The sequence below is a fragment of the Serratia sp. FS14 genome (genome assembly GCF_000695995.1).
Taxonomy (GTDB): Bacteria; Pseudomonadota; Gammaproteobacteria; order Enterobacterales; family Enterobacteriaceae; genus Serratia; species Serratia nematodiphila.
The window spans coordinates 2,572,551-2,589,934 of sequence record NZ_CP005927.1 but is presented as its reverse complement, the minus strand read 5'-3'; the positions used below and the strand labels follow the sequence as shown (position 1 = coordinate 2,589,934).

Here is a 17,384-nt window from a genome sequence, read left to right as displayed (position 1 = left end):
CTAGCGGGCCGGAATTTTCCGGCCCCTTCATTTAGCCACGTTACGATGGATTCAGGCTTATGGCTTACACCACTTTTTCTCAGACCAAAAACGACCAGCTGCAAGAGCCGATGTTCTTCGGCCAGTCGGTAAACGTTGCGCGTTTCGACCAGCAAAAGCATGAAATCTTCGAAAAACTGATCGAAAAACAGCTCTCCTTCTTCTGGCGCCCGGAAGAGGTTGACGTCTCTCGCGATCGCATCGATTATCAGGCGCTGCCGGAGCACGAGAAGCACATCTTCATCAGCAACCTGAAGTATCAGACCCTGCTGGACTCCATTCAGGGCCGCAGCCCGAACGTCGCTCTGCTGCCGCTGATCTCGATCCCTGAACTGGAAACCTGGGTGGAAACCTGGTCGTTCTCCGAGACCATCCACTCCCGTTCCTACACCCACATCATCCGCAACATCGTCAACGATCCGGCGCTGGTGTTCGACGACATCGTCACCAACGAAGAGATCAAGAAGCGCGCGAAAGACATTTCCGGCTACTACGACGATCTGATCGAGATGACCAGCTACTATCACCTGCTGGGTGAAGGCACCCACCAGGTGAACGGTAAAACCGTCACCGTCAATCTGCGTGCGCTGAAGAAGCAGTTGTACCTGTGCCTGATGAGCGTGAACGCGCTGGAAGCGATCCGTTTCTACGTCAGCTTTGCCTGCTCCTTCGCGTTCGCCGAGCGCGAATTGATGGAAGGCAACGCCAAGATCATCAAGCTGATCGCCCGCGACGAAGCGCTGCACCTGACCGGCACCCAGCACATGCTGAACCTGATGCGTTCAGGCGCGGACGATCCTGAAATGGCAGAGATCGCCGAGGAGTGCCAGCAAGAGTGCTACGATCTGTTCGTGCTGGCCGCCCAGCAGGAGAAAGAGTGGGCGGAATACCTGTTCCGCGACGGCTCGATGATTGGCCTGAACAAAGACATCCTGTGCCAGTATGTGGAATACATCACCAATATCCGCATGCAGGCGGTCGGCCTTGGTCTGCCGTTCGAAACCCGCTCCAACCCGATCCCGTGGATCAACGCCTGGTTGGTGTCCGACAACGTGCAGGTAGCGCCGCAGGAAGTGGAAGTGAGCTCCTACCTGGTTGGCCAGATCGACTCGGAGATCAACGCCGACGACCTGAGCGACTTCGAACTGTAAGCGATGGCGACGCCAACCGTAACGCTGCGCGCCGCCGGCACGCAGCTCTCTTGCCCTAACAGTGAAAACTGCCTGCTCGACGTGCTGGAACTGCACGACGTGCAGGTGGAGTACCAATGCCGCTCCGGCTATTGCGGCGCCTGCCGCCTGAAGCTGGTGAAAGGCGAAGTGGCCTACCGCCAACAGCCGCTGGCGTTTATCAACGCCGGCGAGATCCTGCCCTGCTGCTGCATGCCGCTGACGGATATCGAGCTGGAAATTTAACGTCGGGTGCCGGAAACCGCGCCTGGAGACCAGAAGGCGGGGTTGCCCCCGCCCTATGATTACCGCTTCACCTCACACGCCAACCTGATCAGGATAGTGATATTTTCCTGGTAGATTTTCAGCTCGCACAGCGAGTCTCTTATCATCCAGATAAATAACAAAACCGTAATACATACAACGGTTAGCGAGTGAAACACATGCCTTAAGCGCATGCTTGCCTCCTTGCTGTGAAGGGGCTACCATACCGGTGTCTAGGCGGTATGTGCAGCCCCATTCTGATTGAGAGTCAGTCTGGGGCTTTCATCTATCCGCCTTGTCACACAATGCCCAAGACGAACAGTCTCAAGCACCCGTCAAGAGAGTAACCGCATTCCCTCACCGCGAATATCCACTATAAGATTATGATTAATAAGGGATATATAACTATCCTCAAAGTATTTCGCTTAGCGCCCCTTTCCCGCCGATGTGGAAAAATAACGCGCCGGGGAATCGCCGAAGGCTTTACGAAACATGGCGATAAAATTGCTCGGCGAGGCATACCCCAGCGCCTCCGCAATCTGCAGCACCGTTTCGCCTTCGGCCAGCTTCGCCAACGCATATGACAACCGGGCCTGCTGACGCCACTGGGCAAAACTCAACCCCGTCTCGCCGATCATCAGCCGCCGCAGGGTACGCGGCGACATCGCTCCCCATTCAGCCCACGCCTCCAGTGAACGTTCGCTCCCCGGTTGCGCCAGCAAGGCCTGCAGAACGCCGGCCAGGCGCGGATGGGACGACATCGGTAAATACAGCGGCTCCGTCGGCGCCTGACGTATCTCATCCCGCATCACCTGCGCCATACGATCCTGCTCCAGGGTAAGCGCGCAGCGTTTATCCCAGCCTTCCGCACGCTGAGCCAGCGCCTGCAGCACGGCGCTGATGCCGATAACGCAAGGTGTATTCGACAGCTCGTGGCAGGCCTCCGGCGCCAGCAGCAAACTCCAGCCGCTCAGCGCGCCGCAGACCTGTACCCGGTGCTCCGTCGCCGGCGGGATCCAACCCGCCCGCTGAGGCGGCAGCACCCAATCGCCCTGCGCCGTGCGTACATGCAACAAGCCGCTTTCGACGCACAGCAACTGCCCGCGCACATGCTGATGCCAGTCGTATTCTCGCGTGCCCAACCGATACTCCCGGCCTGCCGCATCGCGGCCGCCAAGGGCGATCAGCCAGGGGCCCGCCGACCATTCGCTGCAGTCAGCGTCGAGGGCATGAAGGTTTGCATCCATATTGGCCACTAATCACTATTTTTAGTCCAGATACCGTTATACCAACCTTTTCCTGCGCCGACATAATGAAATGCTTCCGGCCGCGATCGTCTGTGGCCACTGTTTCACGAGGGAATATGATGACAACACTCAGCATTGGCATTATCGGCGCAGGGCCCGGCGGCCTGTGTCTGGCTCAGGGACTGCGCCGCTTCGGCATCCACGCCACGGTATTTGAACGCGACGCCACACCGCAGGCGCGCGATCAGGGCTACCGGCTGCGCATCGATCCGTCGGGCCAGCAGGCGCTGGCCGCCTGCCTGCCGCCGGCACACTACCGGTTGCTCTGCGCCGGCAGCGCGCAAAACAGCGGCGAGAGCAATCTATGGGATCCGCAGCTTGCCCCGCTCACCAGCCGACGCCCCGAGCACTGGTTGCCCTCCAGCCAGCGCCAAACGCAAGAACCGAGCGGCGATCTCGGCATTCATCGCCAAACGCTGCGCGAGATCCTGCTTGCCGGCCTGCAAGACCAGGTGCGCTTCGGCCATACCTTGCGTGAATTTGCACAAACGCCGCAGGGCGTGGAACTGCAGTTCGCCAACGGCGAGCAAGTGCGGGTCGATGTGCTGATCGCCGCCGACGGCGTCAACTCGCTGGTACGGCGGCGCTGCCTGCCTGAGGCAGGGCCCAAAGACAGCGGCGCGGTCACCCTTTACGGTAAAACGCCGCTCGATGCGGCGACCGGGGCCCAATTGGCCCCCGAGCTGCTGAACGGCGTATCGGTGATCTTCGCCGACGGCGTGTCGCTGGTGGTTGAACCGATGCGCTTTCAGGCCCCCATGGCGCAGCTGGCGGCCGACTACGCGCCCGATTGCCGCCTCTCACCGGTCGACGACTATCTCTATTGGGCCTGTATCGGATCGGCTGGGCGTCTCGGCGGGCCGGTGCGAACTGAGGGAACCGCTGCGCTGCAGGCGCGCGTACGGCATATCTCGCAGGGATGGGCGCCCGCCTTGCAAACGGCGTTAGCGCTGGCGGATCCCCTGTCGCTCAGCGTGCGGACGGTGCAGGTTACGGCGGCGATGCCAGAATGGCACAGCGAACGCATCGCCTTTCTCGGCGACGCCGTGCACGCCATGAGCCCGGCGGGTGGGCTCGGCGCCAACACCGCGCTGGTAGACGCCGCCAGCCTAGCGGCACATCTGACGCACTCAGACAGCGCCGCGCAGGCGCTCAGGAACTACGGTACAGAGCTGCAAACGCGAGGCGCGGCGGCAATACGTCTTTCACGCCTGGCGTCCGAACGGCTACAACAAAACAGTGAGGCAGACAACTCAGCGCCATGAGCGTCACTCGATAATGTCCACCACCTCCAGCCAGGCGTTTTTACCGCACGCCTGGCCCCCATTCAGCCAGCGGCGCAGCATATCCAACGCCAGCATCGCGACCGACTCCTGCCGCAGCCGCAGGCCGTGGCGCGACGCGCGATAACGCACGGTCTGGCCAATGCCGCCGCGCGGCGTGTGCAGCGCAATGCTCACCTGCTCATCGCGCATGGCGCTGACCGCCAACGCCAACGGTGCACCGGTCAATTCCGCCAGCGAGCGGGCGCGCGCCAGCGTCGTTTCCAGCGTTTCGATGCAGTGCGCCGGCAGCAGCTCGCCACCCGCCAGCGGCGCCCCTTCGCTCTGCAGCTGCAGATTGATCAAACCGCCGCTGAACTGCTCGCTCAACGCCAGCTTCAGCCCTTGCTGATTCAGACGCTGCGTCAGCGTCGCCGGCAACCCGTCGGTGCCTTCAAAGATGCAGTTGTCCCCCGCCACTTCGCGCACGCGTCGCCAGGCCAGCTCCATCTCCGCACGCCGGCTTTCCGGCCCGGTCAGCTTCAGTTCGATGATCGGGCTGGAGGAACGGTAACCCAACACCACATCCGGCGGCAGCGGCATGCCGTCCAGCTCGGCGGCCAGATCGCTCTCGGAGGTGCCGAAGGTGGTCAGGCGCAAGCACAGCGGCGGCGCCGGCAAGGTGAAGCGCTGGCGCAGACGCGGCACGATCTGCTGTTCGACCATCACTTTGAATTCCGACGGCACGCCGGGGGTGAAGAACATCAGGCATTGGTTCAGCTGCAGCGCGAACCCGCAGGCGGTGCCTACCGGGTTATCCAGCATTTCCGCGTTGGCCGGGATCTGCGCCTGCTTGCGGTTGGAAGGGGCCATCGGCCGCCCGCGCTCGGCGAAATAGGCTTCCATGCGCGCCAACCAGTCAGCCCGTTCGACCAGCTCTACACCGCTGGCTTTCGCGGCGGCCAGCGCGCTGAGATCGTCGCTGGTCGGCCCCAGGCCGCCGTTGACGATCAACACATCGGCGATGTGGCTGCGTTCCTGCAGGATCTCGATCAACGCAGAGAGGCTGTCCCCAACCGTTTCACGCCCGCTCATCGGCACGCCCTGCTGGAACAGGTAGTCCGCCAGCCAGGCGGCGTTGGTATCAATAATTTGCCCGTGCAGCACCTCATCGCCGGTGCTGAGCATCTCCACCCTTAACATTGATCTCTCCCACATTTTTTGGTCATTCCACTATAGAAGCCCGTAAATAACTTTTCACTAGCCGCCTGCGGATAATTTCAGCCATGGGTTCGTTTCTCATGCGCCATGCAGCCCACTGCAATGTAAACATTAATGTACACCATGCGTAACGTCGGTTTGACACAAATTAGGGCTTCCACTATCCTGCCATCCTCATAAATCGTTACCTATAATTTTCAAAATCTTTCGGCTGGTAGAGAAAAAACGTGAAGAATCGCACTCTTGGCAGTGTTTTTATCGTGGCGGGCACCACCATTGGCGCCGGGATGCTGGCGATGCCGCTGGCGGCGGCCGGCGTCGGCTTCGGCGTCACGCTGGCCTTACTGGTCGGGCTGTGGCTATTGATGTGTTACACCGCGCTGCTGCTGGTAGAGGTTTACCAGCATGAGCAGGTGGATACCGGTCTGGGTACCCTCGCCAAACGTTATCTCGGCGGCGGCGGCCAGTGGCTGACCAGCTTCAGCATGATGTTTCTGATGTACGCCCTCACCGCCGCCTACATCAGTGGCGCCGGCGAACTGCTCGCCACCAGCATCAGCCAATGGACATCGCAGGACTTCCCGGTGTCGCTCGGCGTTCTGTTGTTCACCCTGGTGGCCGGTGGCGTAGTGTGCATCGGTACCCACTCGGTCGACTTGTTCAACCGCATCCTGTTCAGCGCCAAAGTGGTATTTCTGGTGGTGATGCTCGGCCTGATGTTGCCGAATATCCACCAAACCAACCTGATGACGTTGCCGCTGGAGCAAGGCCTGGCGCTGTCGGCCATTCCGGTGATCTTCACCTCTTTCGGTTTCCACGGCAGCGTGCCGAGCATCGTCAACTACATGGGCGGCAACATTCGCAAACTGCGCTGGGTGTTTATCATCGGCAGCGCCATCCCGCTGATGGCCTATATCTTCTGGCAACTGGCGACGCTGGGCAGCATCAGCTCCGACACCTTCGTCGGCATTCTGGCGCAGCAGGCCGGGCTGAATGGCCTGTTGCAGGCGGTGCGTGATGCAGTAGCTTCGCCGCACGTTGAACTGGCGGTGCACCTGTTCGCCGATCTGGCGCTGGCGACCTCGTTCCTCGGCGTGGCGCTCGGGCTGTTCGATTTCCTGGCTGACCTGTTCAAGCGGCAAGATAACGTGCGTGGCCGCCTGCAAACCGGCGCCATCACCTTCCTGCCGCCGCTGGCCTTCGCGCTGTTCTATCCACGCGGCTTCGTGCTGGCGCTGGGATTCGCCGCCATCGCCCTGTCGGTGCTGGCGCTGCTGCTGCCTTCACTGCTGGTGTGGAAGACGCGTCAAAAGCATCAGGCGCAGTATCGCGTCTGGGGCGGCACCCCTGCGCTGGCGCTGGTGTTTGTCTGCGGGGTAACGGTGATCGCCATCCAACTGGGCATCGCCAGCGGCATGCTGCCGGCGGTCGGGTAAGCGACGAAAGACAAAGAATGATAAAGAGAAAGGGGCCGCAACGGCCCCTTTTTGCTGAGCGTCAGAAGCTCAGCCCTACGCCGACATAAGGGCCATCGGCCAGGGTGTTGTCGCGACGCCCGTCTTTGCCTTCCATCTGCATGTAACGGTAGCCCACGTCCACGCTCAGCGGACGGAACTTCCAGCGCAGGCCGCCGCTGGCTTCGTTATAGGCCTTCACGCCGCTGGTGAAAGACTCAGGGGCAAAGTAACCTTCGCCGTGCAGGCTGAAGTAACGGTTAATTTCCCACTCCAGGCCGCCGCCCAGCGCCACCGCCCCGCCGCTCTTCCCGTCTTTCGGGCTGAGGTACAGCGCTTTGGCACCCACGGTCGCCGTCAACGGCCCCAGCGGCACGCCGAAGTTCAACCCCACGCTGCCGACGTTGCCGTCGTGGTCGCTGCGCGCCCAGTTGCCGGTCAGGCCCAGACCTGAAGAGCCGGTGCTCATGCCAACGCCCAGGTTGGTGTAGTGCTGCCCGGCTTCGCCCGACACGCTGATGGCGTTCGCCGCGCCGGTCACCAACAGCAATCCTGCCGCGCACGCGACCCAAGTCTTTTTCATCATCTTTCCCTCTGGTTTGTCATCCGTATCGAATGATCGAATCAACGCATAATAATAACGTCACGAGTCTATACCAAAGCGCAATGCGTATTTAAGGGATAAAAGCGAAAAAATTCTTCAATAATCAAATAAATGTAAATATTTGCAAACAACAATCTATATTCGTCAAGGCGATGCCAACGATAACCGAGACCTATTTGCCGTCGCTCGGCAATAGGGCTACAACTAGTAGTGGCTTTGACCAAGGTCAGGGGAAGAAGCCCCGCCAAAGGACTATGCTGATGAACGCTTAAACCGCCCGAGTCTTTACTTAACTGCACTACGATAAGGAGCAAGTGATGAGCAAGAAAGGACTGACCACCGCAGCCGGCGCCCCGGTTGTCGATAACAATAACGTGATCACCGCAGGCAAACGCGGCCCGATGCTGTTGCAGGACGTGTGGTTCCTGGAAAAACTGGCCCACTTCGACCGTGAAGTCATCCCCGAGCGCCGCATGCATGCCAAGGGCTCCGGCGCCTACGGCACCTTTACCGTCACCCACGACATCACCCGCTACACCCGCGCCAAGATCTTCTCCGAAATCGGTAAGCAGACCGACATGTTTATCCGCTTCTCCACCGTCGCCGGTGAACGCGGCGCCGCCGACGCCGAACGCGACATTCGCGGCTTCGCCATGAAGTTCTATACCGAAGAAGGCAACTGGGATCTGGTGGGTAACGATACGCCGGTGTTCTATCTGCGCGATCCGCTGAAATTCCCCGATCTCAACCACGTGGTGAAACGCGATCCGCATACCAACCTGCGTAACCCGGTCTACAAGTGGGACTTCTTCTCCCACCTGCCGGAATCACTGCACCAGTTGACCATCGACTTCAGCGATCGCGGCATTCCCAAGTCCTACCGCCACATGCACGGCTTCGGCAGCCACACCTTCAGCTTTATCAATGCCGCCAACGAGCGCTTCTGGGTGAAATTCCACTTCCGCTGCGAACAAGGCATTGAAAACCTGATGGATGAAGAGGCAGAAGCGATCATCGCCAAGGATCGCGAAAGCTCACAGCGCGATCTATTCGAGGCGATCAAACGCGGCGACTTCCCGCGCTGGAAGCTGCAAATTCAGATCATGCCGGAACACGAGGCCTCGCAGACGCCCTATAACCCGTTCGATCTGACCAAGGTGTGGCCGCACGGCGACTACCCGCTGATCGACGTCGGCTATTTCGAGCTCAACCGCAACCCCGACAACTACTTCTCCGAGGTCGAGCAGGTGGCGATGAACCCCGCCAACGTGGTGCCGGGCATCAGTTTCTCGCCGGATAAAATGCTGCAGGGCCGTCTGTTCTCCTATGGCGATGCGCACCGCTACCGCCTGGGCGTCAACCACCACCAGATCCCGGTGAACGGCGCCAAATGCCCGTTCCACAACTACCATCGCGACGGCGCTATGCGCGTGGACGGCAACAGCGGCAACGGCGCCACCTACGAGCCGAACAGCTTCGGCCTGTTCCAGGAGCAGCCGGACTTCAGCGAACCACCGCTGAGCATTGAGGGCGCGGCCGACCACTGGAACCATCGTGAAGACGACGATTACTACAGCCAGCCGCGCGCGCTGTTCAACCTGCTGAGCGCCGAAGAGCACCAGCGCATGTTCACCCGCATCGCCGGCGAACTGTCGCAGGTGCCGGAACAAATTCAGCGCCGTCAGGTCGAGCTGTTCACCAAGGTGCACCCGGACTACGGCGCCGGCGTCGCCAAGGCGTTGGGGCTGAAATAACCTCCTGCTGTCATCCACTCAGCCGCCCTTTCGGGCGGCTTTTTTATGCCTGGGAGAGACGCTGCGCCACCCACTGCTGCAACTGGCGGCGCGAAATCTTGATGCCGCCGTTTTTCAGCTCGTCAGGCAGCGGAAGCAATGCCGTCGGGCGTTGGAAATTGGCCAGCTTATCCTGCGACCAGGCGAGCAGCGCCCCCAACGACAGCGCCGGATCGCCGTCGATCACCGCCACCGGCCGCTGGCCGAACTCAGCGTCCGCCATCGGCACCACAAACGCCTGCGTGATCTGCGGGTGCGCCGCCAGCACACGTTCGATATCCTCGGGCTGCACCCCTTCGCCGCCGCTGAAAAACAGGTTGTCCAGCCGGCCGAGAATGCGCAGTTCCCCCTCCGCCATCACGCCGCGATCGCGGGTCGCGAACCAGCCCTGCTCATCGGCCAACGGCTGCAGATGCCCATGACGCCAGTAGCCGAGCGCCAGGCTGTCGGCGCGGATCCAGACTTCTTCGTCCACCAGCTTTACTTCGCGGCCGCCGAGCGGCAGGCCAACGCCCGGCCGCGCATCGGCGCGCTTGGCGCACACCGTGGAGGCCAGTTCGGTCAGCCCGTAGCCGCACCAGCAGTGGATCCCCGCCGCCTCCGCCCGTTCGGTCAGCTCCACCGGGATCATCGCGCCGCCGAGCAGCACCGCCTTCAGCGTCATGCCCGTCAGCGGTTGCGCCAACAGCCGCCAGAGCTGCGTCGGCACCAGCGAAGCATGCGTGCATCCTGCCAACGCCTCGTCCAGCGGGTGCGTCTCGCGCACCGCCAGCCGCGCGCCCGCCGCCAGCCAGCGCCAGACGATGCCCTGGCCGGAGACGTGAAACAGCGGCAGTGACAGCAGCCAGCAATCCTCGCGTTGAAAATCCATCAGCTGCAACACCCCGGCGGCGCTGGCCAGATGATTGGCGTAGCTGTGCGCCGCCGCCTTCGGCATGCCGCTGGAACCGGAAGTCAACGTCAGCGTCGCCAGACGCTGCGCCTCCCACGTCGGCAGGTCTGGCCAACGCGGCTCGGTCGAGGGCGGGGTCAATCGAATCATCTCTTCCGGCAGCGCCGGCAACGAGTCCGGGCCGAAGACAAAGGTCATATCCAATTCCGGCAACAGCTGCGCCAGCAGCGGCGTCGGCAAGGCGGGATTGAGCGGCAACAGGCGTGCGCCGCACTGCAGCAGCGCCAGATAGGCCAGCAGCAGCGGATAGCTGTTTTTACCGCACAGCGCCACACCGCAGCCCGGTTCTACGCCCTGGTGCTGAAAATCCGCCGCCAGTTCATCCACCTGGCTTTGCAACGCCAGCCAGCTCAGCGGCCGTTCGCCGAGCATCAGCGCCGTCGCCTGCGGCTGAAGGCGCGCCCAGTGCCGCCACGGCCAATCGTTCAACGGCGCCATAGACACTCCAGCGCCGAAACATCCAGCAGCGGCAACGCGCTGCCCGGCCACGGGCGCAGCACCTGCGCCTGCATCAATCCCAGCGTGTCCAGGCCCGGCACGGTATCCGGCGTCAGCCAATGGGCAATGCGCGCCAGTTGGGTCAACCCCAGGCTGGATTCGAGGCTGGAACTGATCACCGCCGTCAGGCCCGCCGCGTGCGCCTGCGCCACCAGCGTCTGGCAACGCGCCAGGCTGCCGACCAGCGTCGGTTTGATCACGATGGCCGCCACGCCCGGCTCGGCCTGCACCACAAAATCCGCCTCGCGCACGCTCTCATCCCAGGCGATGGCAATGCCGGTCGCCCGGGCGAAATCACGCGATTCATCACGGGTCTTGCAGGGCTCCTCCAAAAAGGCGATGCGATCGCGCCACGCTGGGTTAACGTATTTGGCGAAGCCGTCGGCCTTGGCGCGGGTCCAGCTGCGGTTGGCATCCAGCCGCAGCCGCAGATCCGGCAGCGCCTCCAGCAGCACGTTGACGATCATGCCGTCCCGCACCGCCTCATACAGCCCTACTTTCACCTTGGCGACTTTCTCGCCCGGCAAAGCGCTCAATGTCTCGAACAGCTCGTCCGGATCGCCGGTGCACAGCGGCGCCTTGCGGAAATCCGCCTGCGTCGGCAAACGCTGCTCCAGCTCGGCCTGCGCACAGCTGAGCCCAAAGGCCACCGAGGGCAGCTCGCTGTCATCCGGTTCGTTGCCCGCCAGCCACGCCTGCAGCCAGTCCAATGCGGCTCGTTCGGCCTGCGCCGGCGTTTCCCGGCTGAACTCCGGCAGCGGCGCGATCTCGCCCCACCCCTCACGCTCGCCCTGACACAGCTGCACCACCCATCCGTCACGCGTTTTCAACCGCTGATTGCGCAGCACCACGCCCGCCTCCATCGGCAGGCTGTAACGGTATAGCGCCGCGCTGCGGCTTGCCCCGCTCATTACGGGTTACGCTTGAATTTGCTGAAATCCGGCTGGCGCTTCTCGTTGAACGCGTTGCGCCCTTCCTGCCCTTCGTCGGTCATGTAGAACAGCATGGTGGCGTTGCCCGCCAGCTCCTGCAAACCGGCCTGGCCGTCGCAGTCGGCATTCAGCGCCGCCTTCAGGCAGCGCAGCGCCATCGGGCTGTTCTGCAGCATTTCGCGGCACCAGCGCACCGTCTCTTTTTCCAGATCGGCCAGCGGCACCACGGTATTGACCAGCCCCATGTCCAGCGCGGCGGCGGCGTCATACTGGCGGCACAGGAACCAGATTTCGCGCGCCTTCTTCTGGCCGACGATGCGCGCCATGTAAGACGCCCCCCAGCCGCCGTCGAACGAGCCCACTTTCGGGCCGGTCTGGCCGAAGATGGCGTTATCCGCCGCGATGGTCAGATCGCACATCATGTGCAACACGTGGCCGCCGCCGATCGAATAGCCGGCCACCATCGCCACCACCGGTTTCGGGCAGGTGCGAATCTGGCGCTGGAAGTCCAGCACGTTGAGGTGGTGTACGCCGCTGTCGTCGCGATAGCCGCCGTAGTCGCCGCGCACTTTCTGATCGCCGCCGGAGCAGAAGGCCTTATCGCCGGCGCCGGTGAGAATAATGACGCCGATGCCGTCGTCGTAACGGGCGTTGGCCAGCGCGTCGATCATCTCTTTGACCGTTTGCGGACGAAACGCATTGCGCACCTGCGGCCGGTTGATGGTGATTTTGGCGATGCCGTCGGCGGACTTGTGATACAGAATGTCTTCGAAATCGCCGGTGCAATCCTGCCAGGCGATGGCGGCATACAGCTGTTCTTCATTCGGATAAAGCATGTTCGGTTCCTTTAACCAGGGTTAACGAGAAAGGTCTGCAGCTCGGCGACGAACTCCTGCGGATTGGCCAGATGCGCGTTGTGGCCGGCCTGCGGCACGATGCGCAACGGCAACCCGGCGTCGCGCGCCAGCCGTTGAAATTTGGGGTCGTTCTCACCGCACAGCACCCGCAGCGGCACGGTCAGTTGGCGCAGCTGCGGCGCCAGATAGGGCTGCCGCCCGAGCGATGTGGCTTCGAGCATGTCGGCGATCGCCGGGCCGCTGTTGACCGAGCGCGCGGCGATCAGCGCCTGGCGGTGCACGTGGCTGAGCTCTTTGAACACCGGTTGCTGATACCAGTCCGCCAGGACTTCGGCAATCGGCTCACTGCGAAAACGCGCCGCCCACCGCGCATCCTGCTCGCAACGATCGCGGCGCTGTTGTTCGTCCTCAAGCCCCGGATTGCCGCCCTCGACGATCACGCCTTGCAGGCCGTCATGGCGGCCGTGGCAAGCGTGATACATGGCGATGCGCCCGCCGAGCGAGTAGCCCACCAGCCAATAACGTTCAATATTGCGCAGTTGCAGGGTCGCGGCGATTTGCGCGCTGATGTCGTCAAAGCCGCGGCAGCTCACCGCCACAGAATCGCCGTGGCCGGGCAGATCGATGGCCAGCGACGGCCATTCCGGGCAACGCGCGGCGATCACCCGCCATTCATTGTTGTTGCCCAGCAGGCCATGCAACCATATCAGCCAGGGGCGGCCCGCTTCGCCCTGTTGCAAAATTCGCGTCGCCAGCATCATTGCACCGCCATCTGTTGCACCAGGAATTGCAGACTCTCGGCCCCTGCGCTCGGCGACACCTGCAGTTCTATCAGCGTGGCGCCGCCGCGCCGCCAGCCTTGTTCAACCGCCTGTTGCAGTTGGCTCCAGTTCTCCGGCCGCGCGTAGCCAAGCAGGAACATCGCCGCCGCGTGGCTGAACTCGACATTTTGCGGCATGCAGTAAAAGCGCTGCCGTTCCTCTTCCGGCGTCGGCAGCAGCGAGAAAATTTGGCCGCCGTTGTTATTAACGACGATCAGCACCGTCGGCGCCGAACCGTGGCGCAACAACGCCAGCGCATTGAGGTCATACAACGCGGAAAGGTCGCCCACCACCGCCAACGTCGGCCGGGCGGTGGCGCGCTGTACGCCGGCGGCGGTGGAAATCAGACCGTCGATGCCGCTGGCGCCGCGGTTGCTGAATACCGGGTAAGCGGCAGGCAGCATCGTTAACGCGTCGATCAGTCGCACCACCAGGCTGTTGCCGAGAAACAGCTGGCCGTTCTCCGGCAGCAGTTCCGGCAGGCGGTGCGCCAGCTGCGCTTCGCCAAAGTTATCGTGCAGATGCGTGGACGCCGCCGTCAGCGCTTTATCCGCCAGCGCCGCCAGCCCGGCGGCCCACGGCGCGCGCGGTTGCGCGGGATGCTGCGCCAACCACTGCGCCACGCCGGCGCGCAGGCGCCGCCCCCGGTGTTGGGCCGGATCGAGCCGCCCCGGCAGCTCGTCGATAATCCAATATTCTTCCGACTGACACTGCGCCTGCCATTGCAGCAGGCGTTTGCCGGTCAGGCTGCCGCCGAACTGCACCACCAGCTGCGCATCTTGCAGTACGCGCTGCGCCTGCGGATGCGCGAGCCACAAATCGGCGCAGGGCAGCGGTTGCCCGGTCTGCGACAGCACATCGCCGATCAGTGGCCAGCCCAGCGTTTCGGCCCAGTCGGCCACCTGCGCGCCCTCTTGTGCGCTCATGCGACCGGCCAGCACCACGCCGCGCTTTTGCCGCCAGGAGAACCAGTCCGGCTGCGGCGACGACGCCGTACGCATCTCGCTTTCCTGCAGCCACGGACGATCGCTCTGCCACCAGTCGCCCAGCGCGGCGGACCAATCGGCATAGTGACGCTCATCGCCGCCGTACAGCGGTTCGGCGAACGGGCAGTTGATATGCAAAGCGCCATGCTGCAGGCGCGCCATCGCGCTGTCGACGCTGGAGGCCAGCCACGCGGCCGGAATATCCGGCGTCGGACGCGGCAGATCGATCGCCAACGTCGGGTGGCTGCTGTAGAGACCGTTTTGACGGATCGCCTGATTGGCGCCGCAGTCGATCAGTTCCGGCGGCCGATCGGCGGTGAGAAACACCAGCCGTTCACCGGTCAGGCCGGCTTCGATCAACGCGGGATAAAGGTTCGCCGCCGCGGTGCCGGACGTAACGATCACCGCCACCGGCTCACGCGCCGCCTTCGCCAGCCCGAGCGCCAAATGACCGAGCCCGCGCTCATCAAAATGGGTATGGCAGATAAACGATCGGTTGGCCGCGGCGGCCAGCGTCAGTGGCGTGGAGCGCGATCCCGGAGCGATACAAACATGCCGCACCCCATGGCGGGCCAGCGCCTCGAGCAGCACAGCCGCCCACCGGCGATTAAAAACACTTGTCGACATAGTTCGCTCACAAGTCAGTTAGCAGAGATCGTCCCCGGCGCAGCCGACGGACGCCGCGCCTGTAGTTACGTTCTGTATTATATGAGGTGTTATTTTCACGGCTTTTGCGCCAGCGCAAGAACGCCGTATATCCCTGGGTGTTTACACCAGATAATTGTTTGATTTAGAACAAAAAACAAACAATTAAAACACAAACACTTTACACTTGCGGCGACGCCGGCTCAATCCGTCCATACAAAAACAAGGGAGATAAAGGCGCTCCAACGGCGGCCAGCGGGAAGTATAGGCGGGATAAGGGAAAGCGATCGGGGAAACGGCGGGATGAACGACACAGTCTGCAGAAAAGCACGAGGCGGCCTGCGCCGCCCCGATGACATGATTTATTTGCGGGCCAGCAGCAGCCCCAGCACCAGCCCGACGGTGGCACCGATGCCTACGCTGTGCCAGGGTTTATCCCGCACGTAGTCGTCGGTGCGGTGCACCGCTTCTTTGGCGCGCGCATAGTAGGATTCGCCGGTGTTCGCCCAGCGCGCCTTGACCTCACTCAGCGCCTGCTCGGCGTGCGACTTGATGTCAATGTAGGCCTGATCCGCGCGATCGCCGGTGTATTGCAACACTTCTTCCAGCGTCTCGGTCAGCATTCTCAGATCGTCATCCAGCGTAGTTTGCTCAGCATCCGAATGTCTTGCCATAGTGAGATCTCCGTGGTTGAAAAATTAAGCGTTCCTACACTATAGACAAGGATCGTCGCCTGCGGCCATCGGACTTTTACCCTAAAACACTAATTGCACCTTGGCGGCCTGGCGCTTGTCGCCGGCAAACTCCAGCGCCTGCGCCAGTTGGTCCCCGGCGAATTCCGCCGACAACAGCGGCAGCGGATCGACCACATCGCCGGCCAGCCAGGCCACCGCCAGCGCGAATTCCGCCACGAAGCGAAACGATCCGAGCAGGTTCAACTCTTTGGCGATCAACAACATCAGCGGGAAATCAGGGAAGCTGCCGCCCATGCCGACCTGCACCACGGTGCCTTTGGCGCGGGTGATCTCCAGACAGCGCTGCAGCGACAGCGGGTGCCCCGCCACTTCGAAGGCGACATCGAAGTAGCCCTTGTCCTGCTGATAGTCGCTAAAATCGTCATCCGCGGCATGCAGGCACCGATTGGCCCCCATTTGGCTGGCGATCGTCAGGCAGCGCGGACTGAGATCGGCGCAGACAATCTCGGCGGCGCCCAGCGCTTTCAGCGCCGCCACCAGCAGACAGCCGATCGGGCCGACGCCGGACACGAAGATCTTTTTCCCCGCCACATCGCCGGGCTGCTTCGCCGCGTGGACAGCCACCGCCAGCGGTTCGGCGAACACCATCACCCTGTCGTCGCGATCGGCGGCGTAAGGAATGCACTGCGCGCTATCCACCACTTTGTATTGGGTAAAAGCGCCGTCGACGTGCGGAAAATACATCGCGCTGCCGAAAAAGCGCATCTCGACGCATTGATTGCTTTGCTGCTCCAGACAGTATTTGCACTGGCCGCAGGGTTTGCTGGGATTGAGCGCCACCTTCTGCCCGGCCGGCAACTGCGGCGAATCGCTGGCGACCACCTCACCGATCACCTCATGGCCCAGCACCATCGGCTGACGCACCTGAAAATTGCCGACCTTGCCTTCCTGGAAGTAATGCAGATCCGAGCCGCAGATGCCGCCGCGGCTGATTTTCACCAGCGTTCCCTGCCCTCGATAATCCACTTCTTGCGCGATCACCGCCACGTCTCGCTTGCCTTTGACCACGCAGGACTGAGTTTGAATTTTCATCGCAAGACTCCACGGAAAAAGATTACACCGCCGCCGACATGCCGCCATCGACAAACAGCAGTTGCCCGTTGACGAAGGCGGAGGCGTCGGCGGCCAGGAACACCGCCGCGCCGATCAGCTCCTGCGGATCGCCCCAGCGCGCGGCGGGCGTGCGTTGGGTCAGCCAGGCGGTGAAGGCCGGATCGTCGGCCAGCGCCTGCGTCATCTCGGTTTTGAAGTAGCCGGGGGCAATGCCGTTGACCTGAATGTTGTAGCGCGCCAGCTCCACGCACATGCCGCGCGTGAGCATTTTCACCGCCCCTTTGGACGCCGCATAAGGGGTGATGGTGTCGCGGCCCAGCTCACTTTGCATCGAGCCGATGTTGACTATCTTGCCGCGCCGGCGCGGCACCATGTAACGCGCCACGGTCTGCGACACGATGAAGACCGCCTTCTGGTTGACGGCAATGATGTCGTCCCAGTCTTGCTCCGGAAACTCGGTGAACGGGTGGCGGCGCTGGATGCCGGCGTTGTTGATCAAAACGTCTATCGCGCCGATGTCCGCTTCGATACGGTCGATGGCGGCATGCACCGCCTGGGAATCGGTGACATCGAACGCCGCCGCCTCGGCGCGCAGCCCCTCTTCGCGCAAACGTTCGGCGGCGTGCCGGGCATGTTCTTCGGTGGTGGCGTTGACCAGAATATGCGCGCCTTGCTGCGCCAGGCCGCGTGCCAGCAGAAAACCGATGCCGCGCGAGGCGCCGGTGATCAAGACGGTCTTGTTATCCAGTGAAAACAGATTGTTCATAGTGAT

At 62.4% G+C, this 17,384-nt stretch carries 17 protein-coding genes; 5 read left to right on the top strand and 12 right to left on the bottom strand.

Annotated features, from left to right (window positions below):
• The first annotated feature begins 59 nt into the window (after positions 1-59).
• Together nrdB and yfaE are read left to right on the top strand one after the other, a co-directional pair.
• Complete coding sequence (gene nrdB, locus L085_RS11785) at positions 60-1,190, top strand: class Ia ribonucleoside-diphosphate reductase subunit beta (RefSeq protein ID WP_004935915.1); 1,131 nt, start codon at positions 60-62, stop codon at positions 1,188-1,190.
• A gap of 3 nt (positions 1,191-1,193) precedes the next feature.
• On the top strand, positions 1,194-1,454 hold the full coding sequence (yfaE, locus tag L085_RS11780; RefSeq protein ID WP_019453695.1) for a class I ribonucleotide reductase maintenance protein YfaE: 261 nt from the start codon (positions 1,194-1,196) through the stop codon (positions 1,452-1,454).
• 59 nt (positions 1,455-1,513) lie between these two features.
• Here yfaE and L085_RS11775 read toward each other — a convergent pair whose 3' ends face one another.
• Together L085_RS11775 and L085_RS11770 are read right to left on the bottom strand one after the other, a co-directional pair.
• Positions 1,514-1,666 (bottom strand): Hok/Gef family protein, encoded by a 153-nt coding sequence (locus tag L085_RS11775; protein ID WP_004935921.1) that lies wholly within the window; start codon positions 1,664-1,666, stop codon positions 1,514-1,516.
• Between the two features lie 231 nt (positions 1,667-1,897).
• Entirely contained in the window at positions 1,898-2,719 is an 822-nt protein-coding gene (locus L085_RS11770) for a helix-turn-helix transcriptional regulator (RefSeq protein ID WP_015378559.1), read from the bottom strand.
• A gap of 116 nt (positions 2,720-2,835) precedes the next feature.
• Between L085_RS11770 and L085_RS11765 the strand changes: the two genes are divergently transcribed.
• Entirely contained in the window at positions 2,836-4,044 is a 1,209-nt protein-coding gene (locus tag L085_RS11765; protein WP_226988594.1) for an NAD(P)/FAD-dependent oxidoreductase, read from the top strand.
• A gap of 3 nt (positions 4,045-4,047) precedes the next feature.
• Here the strand turns inward: L085_RS11765 and L085_RS11760 are convergent, their stop codons facing one another.
• On the bottom strand, positions 4,048-5,244 hold the full coding sequence (locus L085_RS11760; RefSeq protein ID WP_044030807.1) for a nicotinamide mononucleotide deamidase-related protein YfaY: 1,197 nt from the start codon (positions 5,242-5,244) through the stop codon (positions 4,048-4,050).
• A gap of 245 nt (positions 5,245-5,489) precedes the next feature.
• Between L085_RS11760 and tyrP the strand changes: the two genes are divergently transcribed.
• Entirely contained in the window at positions 5,490-6,698 is a 1,209-nt protein-coding gene (gene tyrP / locus L085_RS11755; RefSeq protein WP_044030806.1) for a tyrosine transporter TyrP, read from the top strand.
• Positions 6,699-6,759: 61 nt separating this feature from the next.
• Here the strand turns inward: tyrP and L085_RS11750 are convergent, their stop codons facing one another.
• Positions 6,760-7,299, bottom strand: coding sequence for a YfaZ family outer membrane protein (locus L085_RS11750; protein WP_004935943.1), 540 nt, complete (start codon positions 7,297-7,299; stop codon positions 6,760-6,762).
• Between the two features lie 338 nt (positions 7,300-7,637).
• Here L085_RS11750 and katA point away from each other — a divergent pair, with 338 nt between their 5' ends.
• A complete protein-coding gene (gene katA, locus L085_RS11745; RefSeq protein ID WP_015378563.1) occupies positions 7,638-9,074 on the top strand; it encodes a catalase KatA in 1,437 nt (478 codons plus the stop codon).
• Between the two features lie 43 nt (positions 9,075-9,117).
• Here katA and menE read toward each other — a convergent pair whose 3' ends face one another.
• The 8 genes from menE to idnO form a co-directional block, all read right to left on the bottom strand.
• On the bottom strand, positions 9,118-10,503 hold the full coding sequence (menE, locus tag L085_RS11740) for an o-succinylbenzoate--CoA ligase (protein ID WP_044030805.1): 1,386 nt from the start codon (positions 10,501-10,503) through the stop codon (positions 9,118-9,120).
• Positions 10,491-11,474, bottom strand: coding sequence for an o-succinylbenzoate synthase (gene menC, locus L085_RS11735; RefSeq protein WP_044030804.1), 984 nt, complete (start codon positions 11,472-11,474; stop codon positions 10,491-10,493). Before menC ends, menE begins: the two co-directional genes overlap by 13 nt.
• Positions 11,474-12,331 (bottom strand): 1,4-dihydroxy-2-naphthoyl-CoA synthase, encoded by an 858-nt coding sequence (gene menB / locus L085_RS11730; RefSeq protein WP_033635308.1) that lies wholly within the window; start codon positions 12,329-12,331, stop codon positions 11,474-11,476. The genes menC and menB overlap by 1 nt, the downstream gene beginning before the upstream one ends.
• Before the next feature lie 11 nt (positions 12,332-12,342).
• Positions 12,343-13,113 carry a 2-succinyl-6-hydroxy-2,4-cyclohexadiene-1-carboxylate synthase gene (menH, locus tag L085_RS11725; protein WP_044030803.1) on the bottom strand — a complete coding sequence of 257 codons (771 nt, stop codon included), beginning with the start codon at positions 13,111-13,113 and terminating at the stop codon, positions 12,343-12,345.
• Complete coding sequence (gene menD, locus L085_RS11720) at positions 13,110-14,786, bottom strand: 2-succinyl-5-enolpyruvyl-6-hydroxy-3-cyclohexene-1-carboxylic-acid synthase (protein WP_044030802.1); 1,677 nt, start codon at positions 14,784-14,786, stop codon at positions 13,110-13,112. The genes menH and menD overlap by 4 nt, the downstream gene beginning before the upstream one ends.
• Positions 14,787-15,166: 380 nt before the next feature.
• On the bottom strand, positions 15,167-15,478 hold the full coding sequence (gene elaB, locus L085_RS11715; RefSeq protein ID WP_004935964.1) for a stress response protein ElaB: 312 nt from the start codon (positions 15,476-15,478) through the stop codon (positions 15,167-15,169).
• Positions 15,479-15,559: 81 nt separating this feature from the next.
• Complete coding sequence (gene idnD, locus L085_RS11710) at positions 15,560-16,591, bottom strand: L-idonate 5-dehydrogenase (protein WP_044030801.1); 1,032 nt, start codon at positions 16,589-16,591, stop codon at positions 15,560-15,562.
• Between the two features lie 22 nt (positions 16,592-16,613).
• A complete protein-coding gene (gene idnO, locus L085_RS11705; RefSeq protein ID WP_033632515.1) occupies positions 16,614-17,378 on the bottom strand; it encodes a gluconate 5-dehydrogenase in 765 nt (254 codons plus the stop codon).
• Positions 17,379-17,384 lie beyond the last annotated feature (6 nt).

Bases quoted from the DNA above. Each gene is read 5' to 3' on its own strand.
- nrdB (WP_004935915.1), top strand. From the start codon at position 60: ATGGCTTACACCACTTTTTCTCAGACCAAAAACGACCAGCTGCAAGAG.
- yfaE (WP_019453695.1), top strand. From the start codon at position 1,194: ATGGCGACGCCAACCGTAACGCTGCGCGCCGCCGGCACGCAGCTCTCT.
- L085_RS11775 (WP_004935921.1), bottom strand. From the start codon at position 1,666: ATGCGCTTAAGGCATGTGTTTCACTCGCTAACCGTTGTATGTATTACG.
- L085_RS11770 (WP_015378559.1), bottom strand. From the start codon at position 2,719: ATGGATGCAAACCTTCATGCCCTCGACGCTGACTGCAGCGAATGGTCG.
- L085_RS11765 (WP_226988594.1), top strand. From the start codon at position 2,836: ATGATGACAACACTCAGCATTGGCATTATCGGCGCAGGGCCCGGCGGC.
- L085_RS11760 (WP_044030807.1), bottom strand. From the start codon at position 5,244: ATGTTAAGGGTGGAGATGCTCAGCACCGGCGATGAGGTGCTGCACGGG.
- L085_RS11750 (WP_004935943.1), bottom strand. From the start codon at position 7,299: ATGAAAAAGACTTGGGTCGCGTGCGCGGCAGGATTGCTGTTGGTGACC.
- katA (WP_015378563.1), top strand. From the start codon at position 7,638: ATGAGCAAGAAAGGACTGACCACCGCAGCCGGCGCCCCGGTTGTCGAT.
- menE (WP_044030805.1), bottom strand. From the start codon at position 10,503: ATGGCGCCGTTGAACGATTGGCCGTGGCGGCACTGGGCGCGCCTTCAG.
- menC (WP_044030804.1), bottom strand. From the start codon at position 11,474: ATGAGCGGGGCAAGCCGCAGCGCGGCGCTATACCGTTACAGCCTGCCG.
- menB (WP_033635308.1), bottom strand. From the start codon at position 12,331: ATGCTTTATCCGAATGAAGAACAGCTGTATGCCGCCATCGCCTGGCAG.
- menH (WP_044030803.1), bottom strand. From the start codon at position 13,113: ATGATGCTGGCGACGCGAATTTTGCAACAGGGCGAAGCGGGCCGCCCC.
- menD (WP_044030802.1), bottom strand. From the start codon at position 14,786: ATGTCGACAAGTGTTTTTAATCGCCGGTGGGCGGCTGTGCTGCTCGAG.
- elaB (WP_004935964.1), bottom strand. From the start codon at position 15,478: ATGGCAAGACATTCGGATGCTGAGCAAACTACGCTGGATGACGATCTG.
- idnD (WP_044030801.1), bottom strand. From the start codon at position 16,591: ATGAAAATTCAAACTCAGTCCTGCGTGGTCAAAGGCAAGCGAGACGTG.
- idnO (WP_033632515.1), bottom strand. From the start codon at position 17,378: ATGAACAATCTGTTTTCACTGGATAACAAGACCGTCTTGATCACCGGC.